Annotated in this window: 24 protein-coding genes and 1 pseudogene; 13 read left to right on the plus strand and 12 right to left on the minus strand. The window is 55.0% G+C overall.

Going from position 1 to position 21,568, the window contains the following annotated elements; genetic code table 11:
• Positions 1–200 precede the first annotated feature (200 nt).
• Positions 201–1,457 (plus strand): hypothetical protein, encoded by a 1,257-nt coding sequence (locus tag ACTORR_RS01095; RefSeq protein ID WP_441343438.1) that lies wholly within the window; start codon positions 201–203, stop codon positions 1,455–1,457.
• A gap of 295 nt (positions 1,458–1,752) precedes the next feature.
• Here the strand turns inward: ACTORR_RS01095 and ACTORR_RS01100 are convergent, their stop codons facing one another.
• Together ACTORR_RS01100 and ACTORR_RS01105 are read right to left on the minus strand one after the other, a co-directional pair.
• The gene (locus ACTORR_RS01100) at positions 1,753–2,055 is read right to left on the minus strand and encodes a Txe/YoeB family addiction module toxin (RefSeq protein WP_441343439.1); all 303 of its coding nucleotides are present in this window, start codon (positions 2,053–2,055) and stop codon (positions 1,753–1,755) included.
• Positions 2,027–2,305 carry a type II toxin-antitoxin system Phd/YefM family antitoxin gene (locus tag ACTORR_RS01105; RefSeq protein ID WP_441343440.1) on the minus strand — a complete coding sequence of 93 codons (279 nt, stop codon included), beginning with the start codon at positions 2,303–2,305 and terminating at the stop codon, positions 2,027–2,029. Before ACTORR_RS01105 ends, ACTORR_RS01100 begins: the two co-directional genes overlap by 29 nt.
• Before the next feature lie 562 nt (positions 2,306–2,867).
• Here ACTORR_RS01105 and ACTORR_RS01110 point away from each other — a divergent pair.
• The 4 genes from ACTORR_RS01110 (at position 2,868) to ACTORR_RS01125 (ending at position 5,984) form a co-directional block, all read left to right on the plus strand.
• On the plus strand, positions 2,868–3,500 hold the full coding sequence (locus ACTORR_RS01110) for a hypothetical protein (protein WP_441343441.1): 633 nt from the start codon (positions 2,868–2,870) through the stop codon (positions 3,498–3,500).
• A 70-nt stretch (positions 3,501–3,570) separates the two neighbouring features.
• Positions 3,571–3,930, plus strand: a complete 360-nt coding sequence (gene tnpB / locus ACTORR_RS01115; RefSeq protein WP_060767566.1) for an IS66 family insertion sequence element accessory protein TnpB — start codon at positions 3,571–3,573, stop codon at positions 3,928–3,930.
• Positions 3,931–3,948: 18 nt separating this feature from the next.
• Positions 3,949–5,529, plus strand: coding sequence for an IS66 family transposase (tnpC, locus tag ACTORR_RS01120; protein ID WP_060767565.1), 1,581 nt, complete (start codon positions 3,949–3,951; stop codon positions 5,527–5,529).
• Between the two features lie 32 nt (positions 5,530–5,561).
• Positions 5,562–5,984 (plus strand): hypothetical protein, encoded by a 423-nt coding sequence (locus ACTORR_RS01125; protein ID WP_441343442.1) that lies wholly within the window; start codon positions 5,562–5,564, stop codon positions 5,982–5,984.
• A gap of 293 nt (positions 5,985–6,277) precedes the next feature.
• Here ACTORR_RS01125 and ACTORR_RS01130 read toward each other — a convergent pair whose 3' ends face one another.
• The gene (locus ACTORR_RS01130; protein WP_441343443.1) at positions 6,278–8,773 is read right to left on the minus strand and encodes a S8 family peptidase; all 2,496 of its coding nucleotides are present in this window, start codon (positions 8,771–8,773) and stop codon (positions 6,278–6,280) included.
• Between the two features lie 44 nt (positions 8,774–8,817).
• A complete protein-coding gene (locus ACTORR_RS01135; RefSeq protein ID WP_441343444.1) occupies positions 8,818–9,840 on the minus strand; it encodes an AAA family ATPase in 1,023 nt (340 codons plus the stop codon).
• 311 nt (positions 9,841–10,151) lie between these two features.
• Between ACTORR_RS01135 and ACTORR_RS01140 the strand changes: the two genes are divergently transcribed.
• Positions 10,152–11,320, plus strand: a protein-coding gene (locus ACTORR_RS01140; protein ID WP_441343407.1) for an IS3 family transposase whose coding sequence is annotated in 2 segments (ribosomal slippage) — positions 10,152–10,413 and positions 10,413–11,320 — 1,170 coding nt in all. Because the reading frame shifts where the segments join, the coding sequence is not laid out codon by codon here.
• A gap of 69 nt (positions 11,321–11,389) precedes the next feature.
• On the opposite strand, the gene ACTORR_RS01145 is transcribed toward ACTORR_RS01140, so the two are convergent.
• Positions 11,390–11,671 (minus strand): helix-turn-helix domain-containing protein, encoded by a 282-nt coding sequence (locus ACTORR_RS01145; protein WP_441343445.1) that lies wholly within the window; start codon positions 11,669–11,671, stop codon positions 11,390–11,392.
• Positions 11,672–11,754: 83 nt separating this feature from the next.
• On the opposite strand from ACTORR_RS01145, the gene ACTORR_RS01150 reads away from it, so the two are divergent.
• Entirely contained in the window at positions 11,755–12,183 is a 429-nt protein-coding gene (locus tag ACTORR_RS01150) for a hypothetical protein (protein ID WP_441343446.1), read from the plus strand.
• 115 nt (positions 12,184–12,298) lie between these two features.
• Here ACTORR_RS01150 and ACTORR_RS01155 read toward each other — a convergent pair whose 3' ends face one another.
• Positions 12,299–12,523 carry a hypothetical protein gene (locus ACTORR_RS01155; RefSeq protein WP_441343447.1) on the minus strand — a complete coding sequence of 75 codons (225 nt, stop codon included), beginning with the start codon at positions 12,521–12,523 and terminating at the stop codon, positions 12,299–12,301.
• 12 nt (positions 12,524–12,535) lie between these two features.
• Between ACTORR_RS01155 and ACTORR_RS01160 the strand changes: the two are divergent.
• Together ACTORR_RS01160 and ACTORR_RS01165 are read left to right on the plus strand one after the other, a co-directional pair.
• Positions 12,536–12,853 (plus strand): annotated as a pseudogene (locus ACTORR_RS01160) (MFS transporter); the annotation flags it as partial.
• 90 nt (positions 12,854–12,943) lie between these two features.
• The gene (locus tag ACTORR_RS01165) at positions 12,944–13,249 is read left to right on the plus strand and encodes a hypothetical protein (protein ID WP_441343448.1); all 306 of its coding nucleotides are present in this window, start codon (positions 12,944–12,946) and stop codon (positions 13,247–13,249) included.
• A 158-nt stretch (positions 13,250–13,407) separates the two neighbouring features.
• On the opposite strand, the gene ACTORR_RS01170 is transcribed toward ACTORR_RS01165, so the two are convergent.
• The 6 genes from ACTORR_RS01170 to ACTORR_RS01195 form a co-directional block, all read right to left on the minus strand.
• A complete protein-coding gene (locus ACTORR_RS01170) occupies positions 13,408–14,361 on the minus strand; it encodes a hypothetical protein (protein ID WP_441343449.1) in 954 nt (317 codons plus the stop codon).
• Positions 14,362–14,505: 144 nt separating this feature from the next.
• Positions 14,506–14,778 (minus strand): DUF6953 family protein, encoded by a 273-nt coding sequence (locus ACTORR_RS01175; protein ID WP_441343450.1) that lies wholly within the window; start codon positions 14,776–14,778, stop codon positions 14,506–14,508.
• Positions 14,775–14,963, minus strand: a complete 189-nt coding sequence (locus ACTORR_RS01180; protein ID WP_441343451.1) for a YodC family protein — start codon at positions 14,961–14,963, stop codon at positions 14,775–14,777. The genes ACTORR_RS01175 and ACTORR_RS01180 overlap by 4 nt, the downstream gene beginning before the upstream one ends.
• Before the next feature lie 84 nt (positions 14,964–15,047).
• Complete coding sequence (locus ACTORR_RS01185; RefSeq protein ID WP_441343452.1) at positions 15,048–15,305, minus strand: hypothetical protein; 258 nt, start codon at positions 15,303–15,305, stop codon at positions 15,048–15,050.
• Entirely contained in the window at positions 15,289–15,765 is a 477-nt protein-coding gene (locus tag ACTORR_RS01190; protein WP_441343453.1) for a hypothetical protein, read from the minus strand. Before ACTORR_RS01190 ends, ACTORR_RS01185 begins: the two co-directional genes overlap by 17 nt.
• A 99-nt stretch (positions 15,766–15,864) precedes the next feature.
• Complete coding sequence (locus ACTORR_RS01195; RefSeq protein ID WP_441343454.1) at positions 15,865–16,014, minus strand: aminotransferase class III-fold pyridoxal phosphate-dependent enzyme; 150 nt, start codon at positions 16,012–16,014, stop codon at positions 15,865–15,867.
• A 499-nt stretch (positions 16,015–16,513) separates the two neighbouring features.
• Here ACTORR_RS01195 and umuC point away from each other — a divergent pair, with 499 nt between their 5' ends.
• The 4 genes from umuC to ACTORR_RS01215 all read left to right on the plus strand — a co-directional run bounded on the left by umuC (position 16,514) and on the right by ACTORR_RS01215 (position 21,457).
• Positions 16,514–17,815: a translesion error-prone DNA polymerase V subunit UmuC gene (gene umuC, locus ACTORR_RS01200; RefSeq protein WP_441343455.1), complete on the plus strand. Its 1,302-nt coding sequence runs from the start codon at positions 16,514–16,516 to the stop codon at positions 17,813–17,815.
• Positions 17,816–17,907: 92 nt separating this feature from the next.
• On the plus strand, positions 17,908–19,407 hold the full coding sequence (istA, locus tag ACTORR_RS01205) for an IS21-like element ISPst3 family transposase (RefSeq protein WP_153575526.1): 1,500 nt from the start codon (positions 17,908–17,910) through the stop codon (positions 19,405–19,407).
• Entirely contained in the window at positions 19,400–20,203 is an 804-nt protein-coding gene (istB, locus tag ACTORR_RS01210) for an IS21-like element ISPst3 family helper ATPase IstB (protein ID WP_160468540.1), read from the plus strand. The genes istA and istB overlap by 8 nt, the downstream gene beginning before the upstream one ends.
• Before the next feature lie 273 nt (positions 20,204–20,476).
• Positions 20,477–21,457 carry an IS5-like element ISPa41 family transposase gene (locus tag ACTORR_RS01215; protein ID WP_014003920.1) on the plus strand — a complete coding sequence of 327 codons (981 nt, stop codon included), beginning with the start codon at positions 20,477–20,479 and terminating at the stop codon, positions 21,455–21,457.
• The last annotated feature ends 111 nt before the right edge of the window (positions 21,458–21,568 follow it).

Below are 21,568 nucleotides of genomic sequence, written 5' to 3' on the forward strand. Positions count from 1 at the left end.
CCAGCAGCAAATGCGCCAGTGGTGTACCTATCCGTGGCGACCTCGGTTGAGTCTCTCAGATCGCCAAAGGTCCATCGTCGTGCCACCCTAGCCCTTCACTCTCCGGGCGCTTCCTCTTAAAGTGGGCGCTCAGTTGCGCTATGAAACAGGTGCCCTGGTGCGCATCAGTTGCTCGCAGATCTCCATTATTTGGGAACGCAATGGATCAGAACCCATACAGTGCGCAGTACGAAACTGCAGTCGCCGCCCTTGCAGCGGCTGAAGCTGGCTTGCAGGAGCAGTACGAACTCTACGGCCATCTGCATCGCTTTAATGAAGGCCAAGCCACGTTGGCACTCAGAAACGCCGAGGTGAAACTAGAGGAGCTCGAACGGGAACGTATCGAATTGGGTCTGGCGCCCATGATTGATCGTGCCTCTATCTACAAGGCCGTCTATCGCGCTAACCGCTCGTTCTTCGGGCAAGCATTCGATGCAGTGACGGGACGGGTTCCAGAACCACCCGAAATGTCCGAGGCAGAGGAAGCCAAGCTAGCCGAGAAAGCTGCTCGGTTGGGGGCATTGCTTGGCGAAGATGGAGAGATAGCTACCCACCAGCATTTGGTACAGAGGCTTCGATACGATATTCAGTTCCACTCTACCCTGAACTGGCTCGAAACCGACTCCGACTACGCAACCTACAGTTCGCAAATCGCGAGGCTGCAGCCAGCCATTGAAAGCCTGTCAGCCAAAATTGCTAAGTTCGAAGAGCATATTCGTGAGCCGCAGGCACAATGCCTCAGGTATCGCCAGCGTCTCGATTTGGCCAAGGAGAAGCTGGCCCAAGCAGTCAATTTCCAAGACCTCCACCGAAACGCACAATCACGCTCAGCGGAGGCTGCGAAAGTTAAGGGAGCTTGCAGTAACTACTTCGGAACAGATGACATTGCCCAAGTAGTCAGGCACAAAACCAGCGATGTTGCGGACCTTGAACGTGAGCTCGCCAAATGTGAGCAGAGATTGGCGTCACTGCGGCAGCGCGATAGTCGAGTCATCGAGCGGCTGATCATTGACGGGAACAACCTATGCAATCGTGGCCGTGGCAAGAATCGACAGTTCATCGGTTTGACCGCATTGAGTGCGCTCGTTCCAGCACTACTGTCAAACTGGCCTGGCAGTGAGATCATCCTCGTCTTTGATCCAGGCATCACAAGAAAACTCCAGGTTTCGTGGGAGGACATTCAAGGCGCCTTCCCAGCGTCTGTAGAGACGTACCGTGTCGACAAAGGCCGCAGCGCCGATGAGATGATCATCGAACTGGCCTATTCCCCCAACGCGTTCATCATCAGCAACGATCGTTTCGCGGAATTCAGCAACCGACCCGCCCTCAAAGAAAACAGAGTCTTTGGCCATGACATTACCAAGAAAAATATCTTGGTGAATGAGCTGTGGATCTCAGTGGGTTACTCTCCATACTGAGCTGGATAGGCCTCCACGCCCCCCATGCCATCTCACGAGCAGGTCAGTACGGTGCACTAGACGCCTCGACAGTCGAGATGCTGAAATGTACGGCCACAAGCCTGTAATCCGCCGTGGCCAGTTTGGACTTGGCTCGCTGGAGTAGCAGAAACAATTCTGCGCTGCTAATCCCTAGCCTTTCGTGCCCGCCCTAAACTCTCTGGCACAGTCCTGGTCGCGATATGCACCAGGATGCCTGTCGACTGACTACGCCTCAAGTACATTCTCGCTAGTCGCCACACTGGGCAACGATGCATCAGTAGTGATACCGGCAGGCGATCACTGTGAGCGTACCTGCGCCGTAGTAGTACACAAGCCGGTGTTCTTTGGTAATCCTTCGCGACCAGTAACCAGAGAGATCCCCTTTGAGTGGCTCAGGCTTACCCAGGCCATCAAAAGGTGTACGCATGCATTCAACTATCAAGCGGCAAATTTCAGCGTGGATCTTTTGATCATTGGTGCGCCAGTGCTCGAAGTCATCCCAACCTATAGGGGTAAACGAGACCTGTGCGTTTTCGGCTGCGGCTTTCTTATTCTGCTGTTTCGTCTTCTGGGACATTGACGGGGACATCCTTCGAAATGGCCACTCCGGCTTTGTGCTGAGCAATGGATTCCCGAAGTCTCGAAGCATTTGAGGCACTACCCAAAAGGTAAATGGTCTCGTTCATCGAGTTGAAATCCTCCAGCGACATCAGCACTACGTGCTCACCGCGCTGGCGGGTAATGACGGTGGGCTCATGATCCCTGCACACGTCGTCCATTGCTTGCTTTAATCCGGCCCTGGCTTCGCTAAAAGTAAGTACCTGCATGGTCTTGATTCCTCCCACTTATTCAGTGGATGGCAGCTCCCTCATCCCTGTGGGCTGGGAGCTGCGGATGCTTATTGGCTTTGAAAATGGTCAGATTTCAAAGCATCCAGACAGGTTATGCTAGGCCCTCACGAAAGACCCCTGTCATGCCAACATTGTACAATATTTTGTACAATCGTCAAGACTCAATGGCTAGCCGGTCACCGCAGTCCTCTAATCCCCAGGCTATGACCTGCCCTTACCCTCAGAGAGACAGGCTGGCATTTTCGCATCTGTGGCTCGGTATTGTTGCCCACCTGGCCATTGGTCCGTGAAAACCTGACCTTCCCTTGCTGAGTCGAGGGTGTCGATCAGAAGGTTTCGTCACGGCTGTAGGGAATGCCCTGTATGCGCTTCACATTGTGCGGTGCGCAGCGCATACTCAGACGCGCGCTGCATCGATTGCAGCATAGACGGGTAGACACCCTTTTCACCCCCATAAACACTGGTCTGTAAACTACTTTTTTGACTTGTAAACCACTGTGGTTTACAGTAAAAAAAGTGGTTAACACGAAGCCAGGACATGCCGAATTTACAAGACGAAGCTAAGGCCTACATCGAGTCCGTTCTAGGTGTAACTGCGCACCTAACGCCGGTGCCACTTCGGGTCCCCTACATCATCCGGGATAGCTACAAGACCTACGAACTGAGAGTGCCGATGGGGAAAAACTCGGCGTTCAATATAATGCTGCTGGTCTCGCGTGATGAAGTTGCTTATCCGGGCATCGTGAAGCTGCAGAAGCACATCGAGCTCGTGCACAAGGCCACCAACCAGGTAGTCGTCTACGTCTGCAGATCATTGTCGATTCAAGACCGCCGTAGCCTCATCACGCATCAAGTCAACTTCATCCAGCCCAGCTTCCAGATGTTCATACCGGAAATGGCTCTGGACCTGCGCGAAAGCTTCCGCCTGCGTCGAGAGCAAAGCGAGGTGGCCGCCCTCTTCCCCGCCGCCCAAGCCATGCTGCTCTCATGCCTGTATGCCGGCAAAACCGACGAAGCCTATTTCACGACGAACGCCCTCCTGGGCGACCTCAATTACAGCCGGGTAACTCTCTCGAAGGCTGTGGAACAGCTGACCTCCCTTGAGGTGATTACTCCTGCAAAGAGCGAGCTTCACTGGAGGACCTATGCCTTCAACGTATCCGCTCCATGAAGCCCACATTCCAAGCGACTACCTGAAGCCCGATGCTGCGCTCCCGATTTCTTTCTGGAGCCAGTCCGCCATGATGCGTCCCGACAGCAAAGTCGAAAAGGTGTACCTCTATCCCAAGCCTGTGGATTTTCGAAAATCCATCGACGGCCTCACCGCCCTGGTCGAGCTGGACATCAAAGTCGCCGTGTTCGACCCCGTACTTTTCGTCTTCCTCAATAAAGCCCGTAACCGCATCAAGGTGTTGTACTGGGAGCGCAACGGCTTCTGCCTTTGGCTCAAGCGCCTCGAAGCCGAACGTTTCAAAACTTCCCCCGACGCCACCGACGAAGCCATCGTCCTGACCGTCCAGGAACTTAACTGGTTACTCGACGGCTTAGACCTCTGGCGCAACCGTCCGCATCAGGTTCTGACGCCCCGTTTCGTCGCCTGACCCGGTATAATCCGGGCCATGATTTCAGTGCCCGACAACCTCCCGGATGACCCTGTTCTGCTTAAGCAAATGCTGCTTGAGAGTTACGCTGCTCGTGCGTGTGAGCAATCGGCTGCCCGTGTGCGCGAGCAGGAGGTCAAGGAGGCTTATACGACACACATCGACGACCTGAAAGAGCAGATCAAGTTATGGCGTGACCGTTTCTTTGGCCGTAAGTCCGAGCAAACTGTCGATCCCAACACGCCGCAACTGGCGATGTTCAACGAACCCGAAAGCGACCCGCTACTGGCGGTGGTTGACGATGCCGACGAAGAAGTCGTTGCGCCTGCCAAACGTCGCGGCAAACGCAAACCACTGTCGGCCGATCTGCCTCGGGTCGAAGTCATCCACGACCTGCCCGAGCACGAACTGACCTGCGCCTGTGGTTGCCGCAAGCATGTCATTGGCGAGGAAACCAGCGAGCAGCTCGACATCGTGCCGATGCAGATCCGCGTACTCAAACACGTGCGCAAGATTTACGGGTGCCGGGGCTGCGAAACCGCGCCGGTTACCGCTGACAAGCCAGCCCAATTGATCGAAAAGAGCATGGCCAGCCCCAGCGTGCTGGCCATGCTGCTGACGACCAAGTACGTCGATGGCTTGCCGCTGCACCGTTTTGAAAGCGTACTGTCCCGACACGGCATCCACATTCCACGACAAACTCTGGCGCGTTGGGTGATCCAGTGCAGCGAACACTTCCAGCCACTGTTAAACCTGATGCGTGACCGGCTGCTGGAAAGTCCGGTGATTCACTGCGACGAAACGCGCGTACAGGTCTTGAAAGAGCCAGACCGCGACCCGACCAGCCAATCTTGGATGTGGGTGCAGGCCAGCGGCCCGCCTGATCGACAAGTTGTGCTATTTGACTACACCACCAGCCGTGCGCAGGAAGTACCGTTACGCCTGCTGGAAGGGTATCGCGGCTATGTGATGACCGATGATTACGCCGGTTACAACGCGTTGGCGTTGCAGCCCGATATCGAGCGGCTGGCGTGCATGGTTCATGCTCGACGCAAGTTCGTCGATGCGCAGAAAGTGCAGCCCAAGGGTAAGACGGGCCGCGCCGATGTAGCGCTGGCGATGATCAACAAGCTGTACGGCATCGAGCGCGACCTCAAGGAAGTCAGCGACGAACAGCGGTTCATCGGTCGCCAAGAAAGAAGCCTACCGATCCTCGGCCAATTGAAAAGCTGGCTGGACAAGACGTACTCCCAGGTCACACCGCAAAGTGTGCTGGGCAAGGCCGTGCACTATCTGGCCAACAACTGGAGTCGGTTGGAACGCTATGTCGAGGCCGGCCATTTGCCGATCGACAACAACCTTGCGGAGCGTGCGATCAAGCCATTTGTCATCGGGCGCAAGGCTTGGCTGTTCAGCGACACCGTGAACGGCGCCAGTGCCAGCGCAAAGATCTACAGCTTGGTTGAGACCGCCAAGGTCAACGGCCAGGAGCCCTATACGTGGCTGCGCCACGTACTTGAGCGCCTGCCGTATGCATCCTCGGTGGCCGACTACGAAGCTCTTCTGCCGTGGAACTGCTCGCCAGAGATGCCACGGTAACCTGCTGCCCCATCATGTGATAGGTGGGGTTCATGGATCGCACTCCCTTCAACGGGACACCAGCCGAGGTGTTCCGAAAGGCCAAGCAATACCTACGGTCCCCCGTCAGAAAGAGAATTGGCATAACCCGCAACACTCTCGCCATGGCGACCGGTGTGTGTCTCGCAGGCGAAACTGCCCTGGCCAAATACACGATGCTGGCTGAGCCTAAGCAGGCCGTGTGGGGCATGACCAAGAAAGTGTTCAACGACATGCTGGCGCTTGATGCGTTCGAAGTCATAGATTCGTTGGACGGGATCGAGGAATGGGTAGAGATTTGGGCCTATCCTTCGCTCACCGAAAGACACTACATAGCAGATGCGGCATCGCTGTATTTGAGCCTTGAAGAAAACCCTGACGAACGCATTCAGATTGCGCTGGATGAACTCAAGGAGCAAGTCAATTGGTTAGCGTGAAAGGCTAAATGGCACCAATCCCCAATCGGGTAGCACCATATTATAGGCCTTTGAATCAGATCTCGGGGGCGGCTTTACCGCGCTGAGGTGAGCGCGCTTAGCCTACCATTTCTGTGTGACGCGTCTACGACGGCTAAGACGGCCAAGTAAGCGACGACCAAGCTTTGGATGGGAAGTCGCAATACCAGAAAGACTAAAGCGTCATGCTCATAATGAGTAAGCCAGCCCCAACTAGATATTACAGCCTCTGCCTTGACAAGTGTTTTCAAGGCACAAAATGCAGACTAATTGAGTTATACAAGAATATCTGGTTTAACCGAAGCTGCAATCAAGTTTGAAATTTCCGTATAGAGCCTAACATCCTCACCCTCAGATGAAATGGATACTATAAGGCTATATCGAGCTTGACTATTGTATTTTCCCAGATGGTGGCGATATCTCCACCACCCGGAAACCGGTGATATTGCAATTTTATCTCTTGCTGCCAAGTCGATTGCTGGACCTACCCAGACATCACTATGTATTGAACCGGCGGAAATGTGCTTTGAGCCAAACGTCCAGTTATTGTCACTCTCTGTCTTTGGCGGTTTTTGCTCAAGTGACTCTAGCTTATTTATCCGGTGACGGAATGCCGGTTCAGTTTCTGATTTTCTCTTCAAGTCGAATCGAAGCCCAAATGACTGATATCTTGCGGGGATAACCTGTGCTAACTCGCTAGGGCTCGGCTCTATGAAGTACGACAAAGTTATTTTCAACTGAACAATACGGTTCTCAAGCCGCTCAAGCTCCGCTTTTGGCCAGGGAAGATCATAGTAGTGGACTTCATTGAAATGAGGCTCACCACTTTCTCTTCCTCGGGAATCAAGCTCTTTCTTAAACGGCTGAATATGGGTTTCAGATATCAACGCTAAGTCGTGCTCAGCGGATGCGAGGGCGCGTGCTAACTGCGGCACTCCATATCCAAAATGCCGAGCGAGCAGGATGCGCTCCCTCTTGCTCTTTCCTCGTAATTTTTCGAGCATGGCAGGTGTCCATTGGGCACTATGGACCATCAGCGCTCGAACTGTTTCTGGCCAAAAATCTGGGTGCTCAGCCATGATTGCGGCAGCCATACCCGCAGCTTGGGCTGTTGCGGAGCTAGTAGCCCAAAACTCTTCAATTGGATTTAGTGTAAAGTTTCTACCAGTTGTCAAAATCGATAGCGCCGGAACACCTGAATAAAATTGCTGGCCGTCAGGGCTTAAGGCCTTGTTACCTGCTTCGAAGACAACCTCAGGTTTGATCGGGCATCGACTATGCTCCCAATCAACCGATGACCTACTGTAGGGACTGTGGTCTCCTGCCTCGGCGAATGTCCCCCAGCCTTCATAGCCAGGCTGCCCATCCAAATCAGTTTTATTGGTGAATCCGCCTACGGCTATTGCATTCCAAGATTGAGCAGGGTCTTCGATCGGGTAGTCGTAAAGATCGGCTACATCTTCTGGGTTTGTTGAATCCGGAATATTACCTGCCGAAAGTATAAATAAACGTCGTGGACCAGAATTACCTTCATCGTCAAAGTCACCAATCATGGTGCCGGAACACAACTGATCGATCGCTGAGCTCCACGTTGTTGGCCGCTCTCCGGAGACATGCTCATTCGACACGGCCATGCAGAATACTCGGCTCCTTGTTGGAGCCCTCGTCTCCGCTAAGCTAACGGCTGTCTGAGTAATAATTCCATAACTTTCCGGAGCGTTACGTGCCCAACCGGAGGGTGGTAAGAACTTTACCGACTCTAGCTTGTAGGTCAGCTCCAAATCTCTCTGGTCAGCCAACGCATAGGTCATATCACCAAACAATGCGGCTCCCGCCATGTTGGTGCCATGCCCATTATGGTCATCGCTTCCCCAGTCGCTATTTATTGCTTGGCAATCTTCTGGATCTAACGCTGGCTGCAATAATGGATGTGCCGAGCTCACGCCGTTGTCCAAGATACAAACTGCGGGGCGGTCATTTCCGGTAACTCGGATTCGCCCTAGTAAATTATTACCCCAATCTTGTTGCTCGCGAGGTGCTAATCTAGTAAAGAAGTATGGATTGTCGGATGCTTTTCGCAGTTCCTGGATACCACAGGAATTATCTACCAGCATTGATATTTCTACCGCATTCGCATGAACTAGCAGAACCTCGGTGTCGGGAAAAATTAGCGAATTTTCATTAATTCGGAGATTGAGCTTTTCCGCTATTCGCCTGATGAGATTGACTTGCGCTGATCCGCACCAGCACTCCCACCAAAGATTACTCGTGCTCGTTGGGAAGGGGCGAGAGTCCGTCCAGAGGCTCTGGATGGATCCAAGTGAGAAATGGTTTAGAGAAGAAAATTTTGAGTCATTCTTCGGTTTGCCTTTTGGAGTTCTCTGCTCGGCATACTCAGCTAGTTTTTGATCAAAAAAAGATACCGAGCTTTCAGGTAAGTACAATGCACCGACAGTTACTCCGTCCTCTTGCACCCTCAGAGCCGATAACCGAATGTTTTGTGTTTTCCAATTAAGATCGGGTGGGGGCGCGCCTGCTTCAATTTCTACATCAATGTAAAGAGCGGGTGGGGTTTCGCTGATCTCATTGCTGAAGTAACCATTTTGCCCTGCGTGAGCTGTAATGGAAAGATCAAATCTCTCTCGGAGTCGACTCCCATGACCAGCCTCTCGCTCGTTTGAGGCAGAACTCATATCCATCTGCCGTTTTTTATAAGGCTGACCGGATTTAAATTTTTCAAATCTGCAGTGCGGGAGCTCGTACGACGCCATGTTGGAATTTTTCCATAAATCCAAAGCCCAAGACGCTTAAGCTATTAGCTAGGGCTTAATCCTGAAAGAGTATCTTTGAGTGCGTGCCTTTGCTGAAGCGCGGTTACAATCTGCTCTGCAGATGCCTGCTTAGCATCGTGGAGAATCAAGTCTTTTATCACTTCAGACGCTGCACGGCTGATCTCAGCTTGACTGAGGCCTGAAGCAACAGTGCCGATCTTGGCCCATGACATTCTTTTGGGAAGATAAGCGCTCATACACATTTCGATAACCGCTTTTACGCCCTTAGCATCCGGTAGAGCGTACTCGATTACTTCATCAAATCGTCGGAAAAGAGCTTTATCAAGCAGCTCGGGATGATTTGTGGTCGCTACCACTAGGCTGTCAGTGCTATTAGGCTCTTCCAAAAACTGAAGGAAGGAGTTTAAGACACGGCGCATTTCGCCTACATCGTTATCAGCGTTACGCCGTCCCCCAATTGCATCAAACTCATCGAAGAGGTATACCGCACGAACTGTATTGAGATGGTCAAAAATCAAACGTAACTTGGATGCTGTTTCGCCCATGTAACGGGTGATCAGTGTTTCGAGGCGAATGGTGAATAAAGGCAGCTGGAGCTCCCCGGCTAAAACGGAGGCAGTCAACGTCTTGCCGGCGCCAGGAGGTCCCACCAGAAGTAGCCGCGAACTTGGGGGCATGCCATGAGCTCTCAGCTTATCTCGCTGGCGCTGTTGGTGGATTAGCCTCTTCAGCCGGGTACTCTTTGAGTCATCCAGGATCAAATCTTGGAGCTGAGATTTGGGGTAGGCTACAGAGAGAAGGTTTTCCAGCTCGCCACGAGGTTTAGAGATTGGAATGGCAACCTGCTCATGGCTAGGCACCTGACGCGATTTGCTCTGCCCACGTTTACGAGCAGTATCAACCAGCGTTTTCAGCTCAGCCGCAACATCACTCCGACCGCGTCTCGCTTCAGCGGCCGCAACCTGCAAGGCGATTGAGAGGAATTGCTCCTCATCCCCCTGATTATGGCTGCTCAGCAGAGCAATGATTTGTTGGGCCGTAGCCATTTGAGCGATTTCCCTGTCCTGTCAGCGGGCTACTGCGTTTGATGGCATTCTAGTCTATTCGCCTTGTCAGGCCTACCTACGGCCATCTGATTCCACCATGAAATGGAGGCACCACATAGTCAGTGGTCCACTCCATGGCCAGTCCGGTCAAGCATCTCCAGATGCCTCAGTCGATGTGCCTCAAGCCGCTGATGGTCGCTAATGGCCGCGCAATTTTAGGCACACTGGCCCACGGCTAAAAATCTGTTGTAGTGGTCTACTAACCCCGGACACCTTTTTAGGCGAGAATGCTCGCCATACAGAGGTGTTCGATGAGCAGACAACGACGTACTTTCACCCCGACTTTCAAGCGTGAGGCTGCCAGCCTGGTGCTCGACCAGGGCTACAGTTGTCCCGAGGCCGCCAGATCTCTCGATGTAGGTGAGAGCTTATTGCGCCGCTGGGTTACCCAGTTGCAGCTGGAGCGCGGGGGCGTTACGCCCACTGCCAAGGCGCTCACGCCGGAGCAGCAGACCATTCAGGAGCTTCAGGCCCGTATCAACCGGCTGGAGCTTGAGAAGAAAATATTAAAGGAGGCCACTGCGCTCTTGATGGCCGAGGAACACGGGCGCAGACGTTGAAGTCGATTCGGCAGTTGGCAAAGCACTACCCTGTTCAACTGTTGTGTTCAGTCTTCGAGCTACCCCGGTCTTGTTATTACGCCCACTTGGCCCGGCGGCGTCATATCGATGTCCGCCGAGTGAACCTACGCAGTCGTGTCAACGAGCTGTTCAACCAAAGTCGTGGCTCAGCGGGCAGTCGCAGTCTGGTTGCCATGCTGCGGGATGAAGGCGTTAACGTCGGGCGTTTCAGAGTCAGAAGATTGATGAAGGAACAAGGACTGATCAGCAAACAGCCCGGCTCTCATGCGTACAAGAAGGCCACGGTCGAGCGCCCCGACATTCCCAATGTGCTTGATCGCAAGTTCACCGTGGCTGCGCCAAACAAGGTCTGGTGTGGCGACATCACGTATATCTGGGCAGAGGGTCGATGGAGCTATCTGGCGGTGGTCTTGGACTTGTGCAGCCGCAGAGTGGTGGGTTGGGCGATGTCCGCCAAGCCTGATGCGGAACTGGTCGTCAAAGCGCTCGACAGGGCTTACGAGATGCGTGGCAGACCACAAGGCGTGCTGTTTCACAGCGACCAGGGCAGCCAATATGGCAGCCGTAGCTTCCGCCAGCGGCTCTGGCGCTATCGGATGACCCAGAGCATGAGCCGAAGGGGAAATTGTTACGACAATTCGCCCATGGAGCGGCTGTTTCGTAGCCTGAAAACGGAGTGGGTGCCGACAGTGGGTTACATGACGACAGCGTTGGCCGAGCAGGACATCGGCCGTTACCTCATGCAGCGGTACAACTGGATAAGGCCGCATCAGCACAACGGCTTCGTACCGCCGGCGGTGGCGGAAGAAAAACTCAATTCTGTGTCCGGGAATTGTTGACCACTACACTGTAGCACCCATCGATAGCAGAATTCACCGACCATGAGCATGCGATGCAGCTATTCGTCTTCATGGAGAACCCATGAGGTTGATCTCTTCGCGAACTCTCTGTAGCAAAGCCTCTGCTGACACACCGTCTCGCTCCGCGTACGTGCACACCAGTAAGGTGATGGGGTGGATGTCTAAAATGGGCGCTAGGGTTTCCAGCCTCTCGATGGTTGGGGAATGAATCCCGCGTTCCAAGGTGCTGATATAGGTGCGACCGCTCACGTCAGAAAAATCCTCCTGGCTAAGTCCCTTCTTGGTCCGGTACCAGCGGAACACCTTCCCAAATGCCTTTTTCAGTTCCATTTGCTCAATCCGCAAAAGGAACGATGAAGCCGTTTTGAATAGTATATCGCTACACAGTATACTGTTCATTTTGAGGCATTCTTATGTTCGTGTCTGACAGCAGGGCTGAAGTCAAAGGCCTGGCTGCGCTTCTTGAACCTGGCCAGCGTGGGTGGCACGTCATGCTGAAGCCTCAGGTATCACCCTGGTTTCACGCCTCGCTGATTGTCTTCGAGAATGGGTTTGAAACCCGTACGATGGTGTTCATCGACTCCGTGCATTCGCTCATCAGCTGGATGGAGATAGAGCAGGGCGAAAATCGGATGGAGTCCCTCCAACTGGTATCCCCTGCTTGGTTGAATGGGAGCCAAAACTGGCAGATGGACGACCTTTCAGAGATAGCACAATGCCTGAAATGGGGGGCCATACGCTTCACCCTAACGGATGGGACATTTCTCTATTACCCGGATCCCGCTCCTCAGCTTGAGGGGGACTATGCGAAGCTGATTTACCGGTTGGCGTCGCGTCAATGAACGGAGTTGTTAGCAGGAGACAGCTACATCGTTCTTTGCTGACGCTCTTTAATCCAGATTTCTCGAATTAATTTTGGTGACCATTGCGTAGCGCACCGTCGTGAAGCCGAAGCTGTCAGTCATGAGCAGCGAGTCGCCGTCGTGTCTGTTCATCAAGATTCATTTTGATGTAGCGGGTTTGCCCGAGCAGCGACTTGGCGTCGATGAGCTTGTAAAGCACGTCTCTACGACCACGAGGCACCTTCTTCACGATGTTTTTGGCAACGCGGCGTATGCTGGCATTGCCAGCGTAGCAGTTGGCAGTGAATAGGGCGGTGCGGTGCTGTTTACGGTTTAGCATGCACCTGAAGGCAAAAAAGGGTTGTTCGGCAGCCTGCCTCAAACCGGTGTTGCGCCTGGGCTCATCTTGTCGTCGCTGGCCATGGGTGCAGTGGCTCAGCTCCCAGAGCAGGACATGCTCACCTGGGGCTGGCGGATTCCATTTGTGGCCAGTGCTGTCCTGCTGCTAATCGGCTGGTACATCCGCGAGAAGGTTGCCGAGTCCCCAGACTTTGTCACTGTGCAGCATAAGCCCAAGTCCACCCCACCGCTGAAAGCCGTATTTCGTGACCATCCAAAGGAGCTGCTGGCTGTAGCGGGAGCTCGTCTTGCGGAGGTGAGCTGGTTTTAAATCTCGCAGATGAGTAATGCCGAGTTCGACGAAATGTTTGAGCAGATGCGCGCAGCTGACGCACCACGGTTCGGGTTCTGAAGGGTGACCATGGATAGTTCAATCATCCCCACGCGGCGAGCCACGTGCGGCGACCGGATCATGCAGGGCCTTGCAGGCCTGCAGCGTGATGTCGAGTTAGGCCGGAACGAGAAGCTGAAACTCCAGCGTCGTGCTGTCCTGCGCGGCATTCGGGCCGGTCTATGGGCTGACGATCATGGACTGACGATTGACGAAGTGGTACAGGGGCTGAGGGCTGAGTTTTTCGGCTGGCCACTCACCATGCTACCGACCAACGACGATGACGAATTGTGCCAATCCGGCACAACAACTGGGGTAGAAGGCAATGAGCGATAAAAGACCGGACTCCAGCAAGAAACCGGTCAAGGACCAGACGTGGTTCTCGCAGCAGATTCACCAGGCAATGCCGCGCAAACCCAGCGGCAAGCGCGGCGGTCGAGGGAAATGCGGGCTTCGGGCACAGGTGGGCAGGGATGCCTCTCCGAGCGCCATACCTAGTCTTCAACGATTGATGCTGTCACAAACATTGGCGGAATAAGCGGCACGACCCTGACCCTATCGATAATTAAACCATAATCGAGAGGGGAGTACAGATAGGTAAACGACTGGGTTCTCCCATTTCCGTATTTATCCCCATAGTAGACTTGGCAAGTGCCTTTTATTCCATCGCCAACTATCGGAAACCTTACTGAAAAGTTCTTGGAGCCACCGGCCTTAATAGAGCCGAGGGAGACGTTTTTCCCTCCCTTTACTGTGTCGTCGAAGTTTATTCTGACGTTCCACGCATCCTGACCTTGATTTGAAAGCGTGAGGGCATACGGCATTATCTCATCATCCGACTCCGATTGAACTGAATTTGCTACCTCCATCGAAAAGTCGGCTACTAACAATTGTTCGCGATCTTCAATCTGCAACTGTAGCGCTTGCTGTTGTGCTTCGATTTGCTTGGTAGCTGCCGCAGCCATGATCGTCTGCTGTTCGACAGAGTTTTTCAGTTCCTGTGCCTGAAGCTTCAACGCCTGGGTGCTCTGCTGCAATTCGGTCGCCTGAATACTCAGTGCTTTTGTGCTCAGCCTCAACCCTTCAGCCTGTTGCAGATACCCCAAGACCAGCCAAAGGAACCCAACAGGGCCGAAAGCACCAGCGTAGAAGTCACCCAGCTCATTCAGCGGCATGGAGAGCAGGGAGCCGAGACGATCCCATACGAGAGCAAGGAAGCTGAAAAGGTAGACCAGAGTCGCAACTCCACCAAGTTGCAGCATGTGCTGGCGCAGCTGCCATTCCGGTTCTTTGCGTTTCCTGTAGATATGTAGTGACATGATGGCCAAGACGGCTGCGACCAAGGCACAAGCGACTATGGCCGGAATCGGCCAACTTTCCTCCGGCACCACTAAGGGCGGGGGTACGCTCCAATACACCCCACCAACCGGCTCCCACAAACCCGCCATTGCAACCCCTTCGCTCTATCCGTGGCACATGGCCAGCTATGATAGCGGTGGTGCAGGTCAGGGACAATCGCCGTCCCGAATGCTGCGCCCGGCGTAAGCGAAATGGGCGCCAGAAAAGGCGCCCGCATTGTGGATTATCTGATGTCAGCCGCGTGCGTTGCGCCCTGGCTCGTCCTCAGCAACCCGCCACCTCCAGTACTTGTCCGGCCCGACCCAAACTACAGAGTCAGGGGTCAGCTTCTTGAAGGCGTTCAGCACAGTGGTGCCCAGGACAAGATTGCCCTCGCTGTTCTCGCGAAGTAGCTCTTCGACCTTGGCCCTGACGATGTGATCTACTACATCGTCTTGGTAAAGACACCCGTCCTTCTCAACCTGTGCCAACATCCAGTCGGAGACCGACTTGGCATCAGTGGTCACTTCTGTTCTTCCTCGACCGGTACCAGTGACTCACTAGGGAAGCGACCGACCTCCAGTTTTTTGCCAGCGAACCACTGGCAGTCGAATGAGTTGCTCTGATCAAAGACAGTCTTGACAGTCATCACCGGCCCACCAGACTTGATTCGCACCAGGTCCCCTACCTTAAACAGCGCTTCCTTCGGCATTGCATTTTCCTTGAGTAGTATCAAATTGGCACGCCGATAGTAGCCCTGTGGCGGAGCAAGACACAATCGGATGCCTGCAGCTAGCTATGACCCACCCTGCCGCACTGAGTTGCCAGACTCGATGGCTGACGCCAACTGGCGACGTACATCTGAATCGACTACACCGCCTGCGTCTTTCTTGAACCCGGTCAGTAGCCTGTCGTCTACGCCGAGGTAGTCGTAAACCATGCGTGGGTCGTTCATTGCGACCAGTTGCCGGGCCGCATGCAGGCGAATCACCCTATCTTTGCTTTCATCGCACATGGTGTTCAAAAGTTTGCTGGCATCAGTCTCGGTCGTCATCGTCACTCTCCTTGAACTGTTCCAAGTCCACGTCCAAGTATCGTCCCTGAGCCAGGTCTGTCACATCGCGTTCGATAGCCGGTGGTGGCGTGTGCCCCAGCCCTGCCTTGCTAAAGCTCGAAATGGCTGTCAAAAAGTTGAGCAGATCACTTTCGGGGCCTTGCTTCTTCGGTTCGTCCGACTCGGCGTCACGCACACGGCCGATGCCACGCTCCAGCAACTGGAACGGAATTTTCGTTGCCAACACAGGGTCAGTCGCCGGATCCAACGCCCGGTCGATGAGCTTTCGCAGCATGACCCCCGCATACTCGGCTGCCTCCAACTCGGTTGCGTGCCGGATCTTGCGAACCTTGGTGCGGTGCTCACCAGCCAAATGCTTCGTTGGATCACCGAACGGCGGTGGTAATGAAGGCCGCAGCATAAGTGGTGCCATTACAGACGTTGCGGTACTGGTGCTCATTGTTCGCGCCCTCCATCAAGCACAGTGAATGGCTGCACGGTGACAACGTTTTCGCTGGCCTATGCCACCAAGACGCTTCTGATCCCGAAGCAACCCGTACTAACTGCGGTTGTGTGCCGTGATTACCGGATGCGAGTGGCCGAGGTCGGTAGCGGCCACACCGGAAATCGCATCCAGGTATTCGTTACCTTCTGCGTCCCAAAGGCGAGCGCCTGATCCGCGAATAAAAGACGACCGGTTGCCGGGCATGGCTTTGCATCAGTTGAGAGGAAGGGGACATACGTATCAACCTTTCAAAGGGAAGCTGGTGAAAACAGGTTCGCAGCCAAGCACACGAATGCCGGCAGAGCTGGATTCGATCAACCGTCAGCAAGCTGACCTCAATCGTAGACATCATGGGCATGCACCCATTAAGTATCTTGGCCGAAGGCTTCTTGCTGCAATCGGGGGCAGTCTCGGCGCGCTATTAGCTCGTGTTGAAGCAGGAATTAGCGGTGAATGCTGAAGCTTCCCCGGACCTGGTCTAATGCAGAGGATCGCACTCGGAGCGAGAACAAAATTTTTAGTAACTGTCAGCCCGTGTCAGTCAACGGCCAATCTAGGTCAATCGTAAGAACCGACCAGACATCGCGCCCCCCTAGCGGCTGTGCAAGGGCATGACTAGAATACTGTATAAATACACAGATTAAGGGTTGCCATCCATCTATGCGTGCCTCCGCCTCCATCCAAACACACAAATGGTCAGCCGATGGAAAGCACTGACCGAGCCATCAGTCTGATCGACTGCAACTCCTTTTATGCCAGCTGCGAGAGAGTCTTCAGACCCGACCTGGCCAGAACCCCCATCGTCGTCCTTTCCAGCAACGATGGAAATGTGATCGCCCGCAGTGCTGAGGCTAAGGCCTTCGTGAAAATGGGCGATCCATATTTCATGGTGAAAAACCTTTTACATAAGCATGGCATCGTCGCGTTCTCCAGTAATTACGCGCTGTACGGCGACATCAGCAGCCGGGTCATGGCCATCATTGAGCAGATGGCGCCCACGACAGAGGTATACAGCATTGATGAGGCATTTGCCGACCTGACTGGCCTGCAGGATGATCTACCCACCTATGCTCACCAGATCAAAGATCGAATTATGCGCTGCACCGGCATCCCGGTGGGCATCGGAATTGCCAGTTCGAAGACCTTGGCCAAGCTTGCTAACCATGGAGCCAAAAAGTGGATGAAGCACACCTGCGGCGTGCTGGACATTCGAGATCCGGAAAGGCGTGATCGGTTGCTGAAGGCTTGCGAAGTGGGGGATGTATGGGGCATTGGACGGCGCATGAATGACCATCTGCAGGCCATGAAGATTCGCACGGCCTGGGACTTAGCCCAAGCTGATCACTGGATGCTTCGGAAAAAATTCAATGTAGTCGTGGAGAAAACAGCCAGAGAGTTACGTGGTTTGGCCTGCCTAGAACTGGAGGAAGCAACTGCGCAGAAACAAGAGATCTGCTGTAGCAGGACTTTCGGGACACGCTTACGTGAATTGCCGCCAATACGCGAAGCCGTGGCCACGTATGCCGCTCGTGCGGCGGAAAAATTGCGCGAGCAGGGGTCGGTCTGTCGGCGGGTGCAGGTGAGCATTCGGACAGGCATGTTCAACCCGACCGAGCCAAAATTCGCAAAGGGTATTGGCTGCGAATTGTTGTCGCCATCCAACGACACTCGAGAGATCACCAAGGCCGCGCTCCACGGATTGGAGCTAATTTACCAACCTGGTTTTGCCTTCATGAAAGCAGAGGTTCTTCTGTTAGATATTTGCCAGCCTGGCGAATACACCGCTGACCTCTTTGCCAGCGCACCGCCTGCTGCCTCGCTGAAGATTATGGAGGTGATGGATCAGATCAACGCAAGGTGGGGCCGAGGCACAATGCGTACGGCCCGTGTGCCCCCCACTCCCGAATGGGCCGTGAAACGAGATTTTTTGAGTCCAAGCTACACAACCCGAATTGACCAGCTTTGGAAGGTACAATGCAGATTGTTGCCGCTGACCGAAAACTGACCCAGTAGAGGCTGTTCTGCCGACTGAAAACTGACCCAGGTGTTCAACTGCTCCTGCTCAATTTTTGAGCAGGAGAACACAGGGTGATCAGTATGGAAATGATGGGCAAAATCCGCCGGATGTATTTCCGCGACAAGCTGTCGCTGCATGAGATAGCCAAGCGCACCGGGTTGGCGCGCAACACGATTCGCAAGTGGGTCAGAGCACCTGAGGCCAAGCAGCCGGTGTACCAACGCCGCGCGATCTTCAACAAACTCAGCCCTTTTCACGCCACGCTGGAGCAGGCGCTAAAAGCCGATTCGCTGCGGCCCAAGCAACAGCGGCGCAGTGCCAAGGCGCTGTTGGCGCAAATCAAAGCCGAAGGCTATGACGGTGGCTACAGCCAGCTCACCGCGTTTATCCGTGCCTGGCGAGGGGGACAGGGCAAGGCGTCGCAGGCCTTTGTGCCGCTGACCTTTGCTCTTGGCGAGGCGTTTCAGTTTGACTGGAGCGAGGAAGGCTTGCTGGTCGGCGGCATTTACCGGCGTATGCAGGTGGCACATCTGAAGCTGTGTGCCAGCCGTGCGTTCTGGCTTGTGGCGTATCCGAGCCAGGGCCATGAGATGTTATTTGACGCCCATACACGCTCGTTCGGCGCCTTGGGCGGCGTGCCGCGCCGGGGCATCTACGACAACATGAAGACCGCCGTCGACAAGGTCAATAAGGGCAAAGGCCGGGCGGTGAATGCGCGCTTTGCGGTGATGTGCGCGCATTACCTGTTCGATCCGGACTTCTGCAACGTCGCCGCTGGTTGGGAAAAGGGCATCGTTGAAAAGAACGTGCAAGACAGCCGTAGGCGCATCTGGCTAGACGCCCAGGACTGTCATTTTCACTCCTTCGAGGAACTCAATGCCTGGCTGGGCCAGCGCTGCCGCGCGCTTTGGAACGAGCTGACGCACCCTCAATACAGCGGGCTGAGTGTAGCCGAAGTGCTGGAGTTGGAGCGCGCTGAACTGATGCCTGTGCCAGCGCCATTCGACGGTTACGTCGAGCGGCCTGCGCGGGTCTCCAGCACCTGCCTGGTCAGCGTCGGGCGCAACCGCTACTCGGTGCCATGTGAGTACGCGGGTAAGTGGGTCAGCAGCCGTTTGTATCCGACGCGAATCGAGGTGGTGGCCGATGATGCGCTGATTGCCAGCCATGTCCGCTTGCTGGATCGCGACCAGGTCAGCTATGACTGGCAGCACTACCTCCCGCTGATCGAACGCAAGCCCGGTGCGCTGCGCAACGGAGCGCCCTTTGCTGATCTGCCAGCGCCGCTGCGTCAGCTTAAGCACGGTCTGGGGCGTCATGCCGGCGGTGACCGGATCATGGCGCAAGTCCTGGCTGCCGTACCGGTCGCCGGACTCGATGCCGTGCTGGTAGCCGTTGAGCTGGTACTGGAGAGCGGCAGCCTGAGCGCCGAACACATCCTCAATGTCGTGGCACGGCTGGCCGCGACCGAACCACCACCCAGCGTCGAAACCCACTTGTCGCTCAAGGAAGCCCCCGTCGCTAACACGGCGCGCTACGACCGCCTGCGTGGCCAGGCCGAGGAGGTCGGTCATGCGTGATTTGATGGCGGAACTCAAGGAGCTGCGCCTGCACGGCATGGCCACGGCCTGGGCGGAGTTAACTGCACAGGGTGAGTCGAACACAGCCTCGTCCAAGTGGCTGCTCGAACACCTGCTGGAACAAGAGCACACAGATCGCGCCATGCGCTCGGTGAGCCACCAGATGAACATGGCCAAGCTGCCGATGCACCGCGATCTGGCCAGCTTCGATTTCAACACCTCTAGCGCCGACGCACGCCTGATCAGCGAGCTGGCCAGCCTGGCCTTTACCGACACCGCGCAGAACGTGGTGCTGATCGGTGGGCCAGGCACCGGTAAAACCCACCTAGCCACCGCGCTGGCCGTGTCCGGCATCACCCGGCATGGCAAGCGCGTGCGCTTCTACTCCACGGTCGATCTGGTCAATCTGCTGGAGCGCGAAAAACACGACGGCAAAGCCGGGCGGATCGCCCAGGCACTGCTGCGCATGGATCTGGTCATCCTCGACGAACTGGGTTATCTGCCGTTCAGCCAGGCTGGCGGTGCGTTGCTGTTTCACCTGCTGTCCAAGCTGTACGAACACACCAGCGTGGTGATCACCACCAACCTGAGCTTCGCCGAATGGTCGAGCGTGTTCGGCGACGCCAAGATGACCACCGCCCTGCTGGATCGGCTGACCCACCACTGCCACATCGTCGAAACCGGTAACGAGTCCTATCGCCTGCAACACAGTAGCTTGGCGGCCCAGGCCAAGATCAAATCACGGGAGCGAAAGCGTAAGGGCGGCCAAGAACCGGAGGACGATGAGCCGTTCTGATTTCATGGCGACGACGGCCTGCTACATGGCTGCGTGTGGCAGGTCTTCAACAGCTGAACTGGGACAGCGAGGGAGTGGGTTCAAAAGCAGCTGCGCTGGTAGACTTATCCACAGTTGCTGGTAACAAAATCAGCAATCCGCCCTGGGTCAAATTTCAATCGGCAGGGTGGGTCAATTTTCCATCAGCGCCAACAATGCAGATAAACCCTAGGGAATCTCCGAACAAGCCTTCAGTTATGCGAGAATCCCCGCAACACCTGATCCGAGCCGCCCATGAGCCAGATGAGCTTTTCCGACTTTGAGTACGCCGGCAAGCGCAAGCAAACCCGCCGAGAGCGCTTCCTCGCCGAAATGGATCAGGTGGTGCCCTGGGCAGGCCTGCTGGAGCTGATCGAACCGTTCTACCCCAAGGCCGGCGGCGGTAGAAAACCCTATCCTCTGGAAACCATGCTGCGCATCCATCTGTTGCAGAACTGGTTCTCCCTGAGCGACCCGGCCATGGAAGAAGCGCTCTACGAAATCACGCCCATGCGCCAGTTCGCACGCCTGACGCTGAGCGCGCCAATCCCCGAAGACACCACGATCATGAACTTCCGGCACTTGCTGGAGAAGCATCAGCTCGCACCGGCAATCCTTGCGGTCATCAATGGTTATCTGCAGGAAAAAGGCCTGTCGCTGCGCCAAGGCACCATCGTCGATGCCACCATTATTCATGCCCCCAGCTCGACCAAAAATAAAGAAGGCAAGCGTGATCCCGAGATGCACCAGACCAAGAAAGGCGGTCAGTATTTCTTCGGGATGAAGGCGCACATCGGTGCCGATGTCGAGTCCGGCCTGGTGCATCACGTCCATGGCACCGCTGCCAATGTGGCCGATGTCACGCAGGTGGCTGAACTGCTGCATGGCGAAGAAAACGCCGTGTATGCAGATGCCGGTTACACCGGTGTCGAAAGGCGCGAAGAGCATGAAAATCGGGGGGTGATCTGGCAGATTGCAGCGCGTCGCAGCACCTATTCCAAGCTGAACCAGCGCAGCGTACTGTACAAAGCCAAGCGCAAGATCGAGTTCTGCAAGGCTCAGACACGGGCCAAGGTCGAGCATCCGTTTCGCGTGATCAAGCGGCAGTTTGGTTACGTGAAAGTACGTTTTCGTGGGCTGATGAAAAACACGGCTCAGTTGACCACGCTGTTCGCCCTGGCAAACCTGTGGAGGGTTCGAAAACAGCTCATGGGTATGGGTGAGGTTCGCGTTTAACACGGAGAACCGGTCGAAAAAGCTCTCCGTACATGATTTTTCGGTCACTTTTCGTCCAATGACGCTGTAGGTGCCTGGAAAATTGCAACTTGCCGCGGCTGCACGACAAGT

This window comes from Pseudomonas sp. SAR267, assembly GCF_052077595.1.
GTDB classification, from domain to species: domain Bacteria; phylum Pseudomonadota; class Gammaproteobacteria; order Pseudomonadales; family Pseudomonadaceae; genus Aquipseudomonas; species Aquipseudomonas vlassakiae.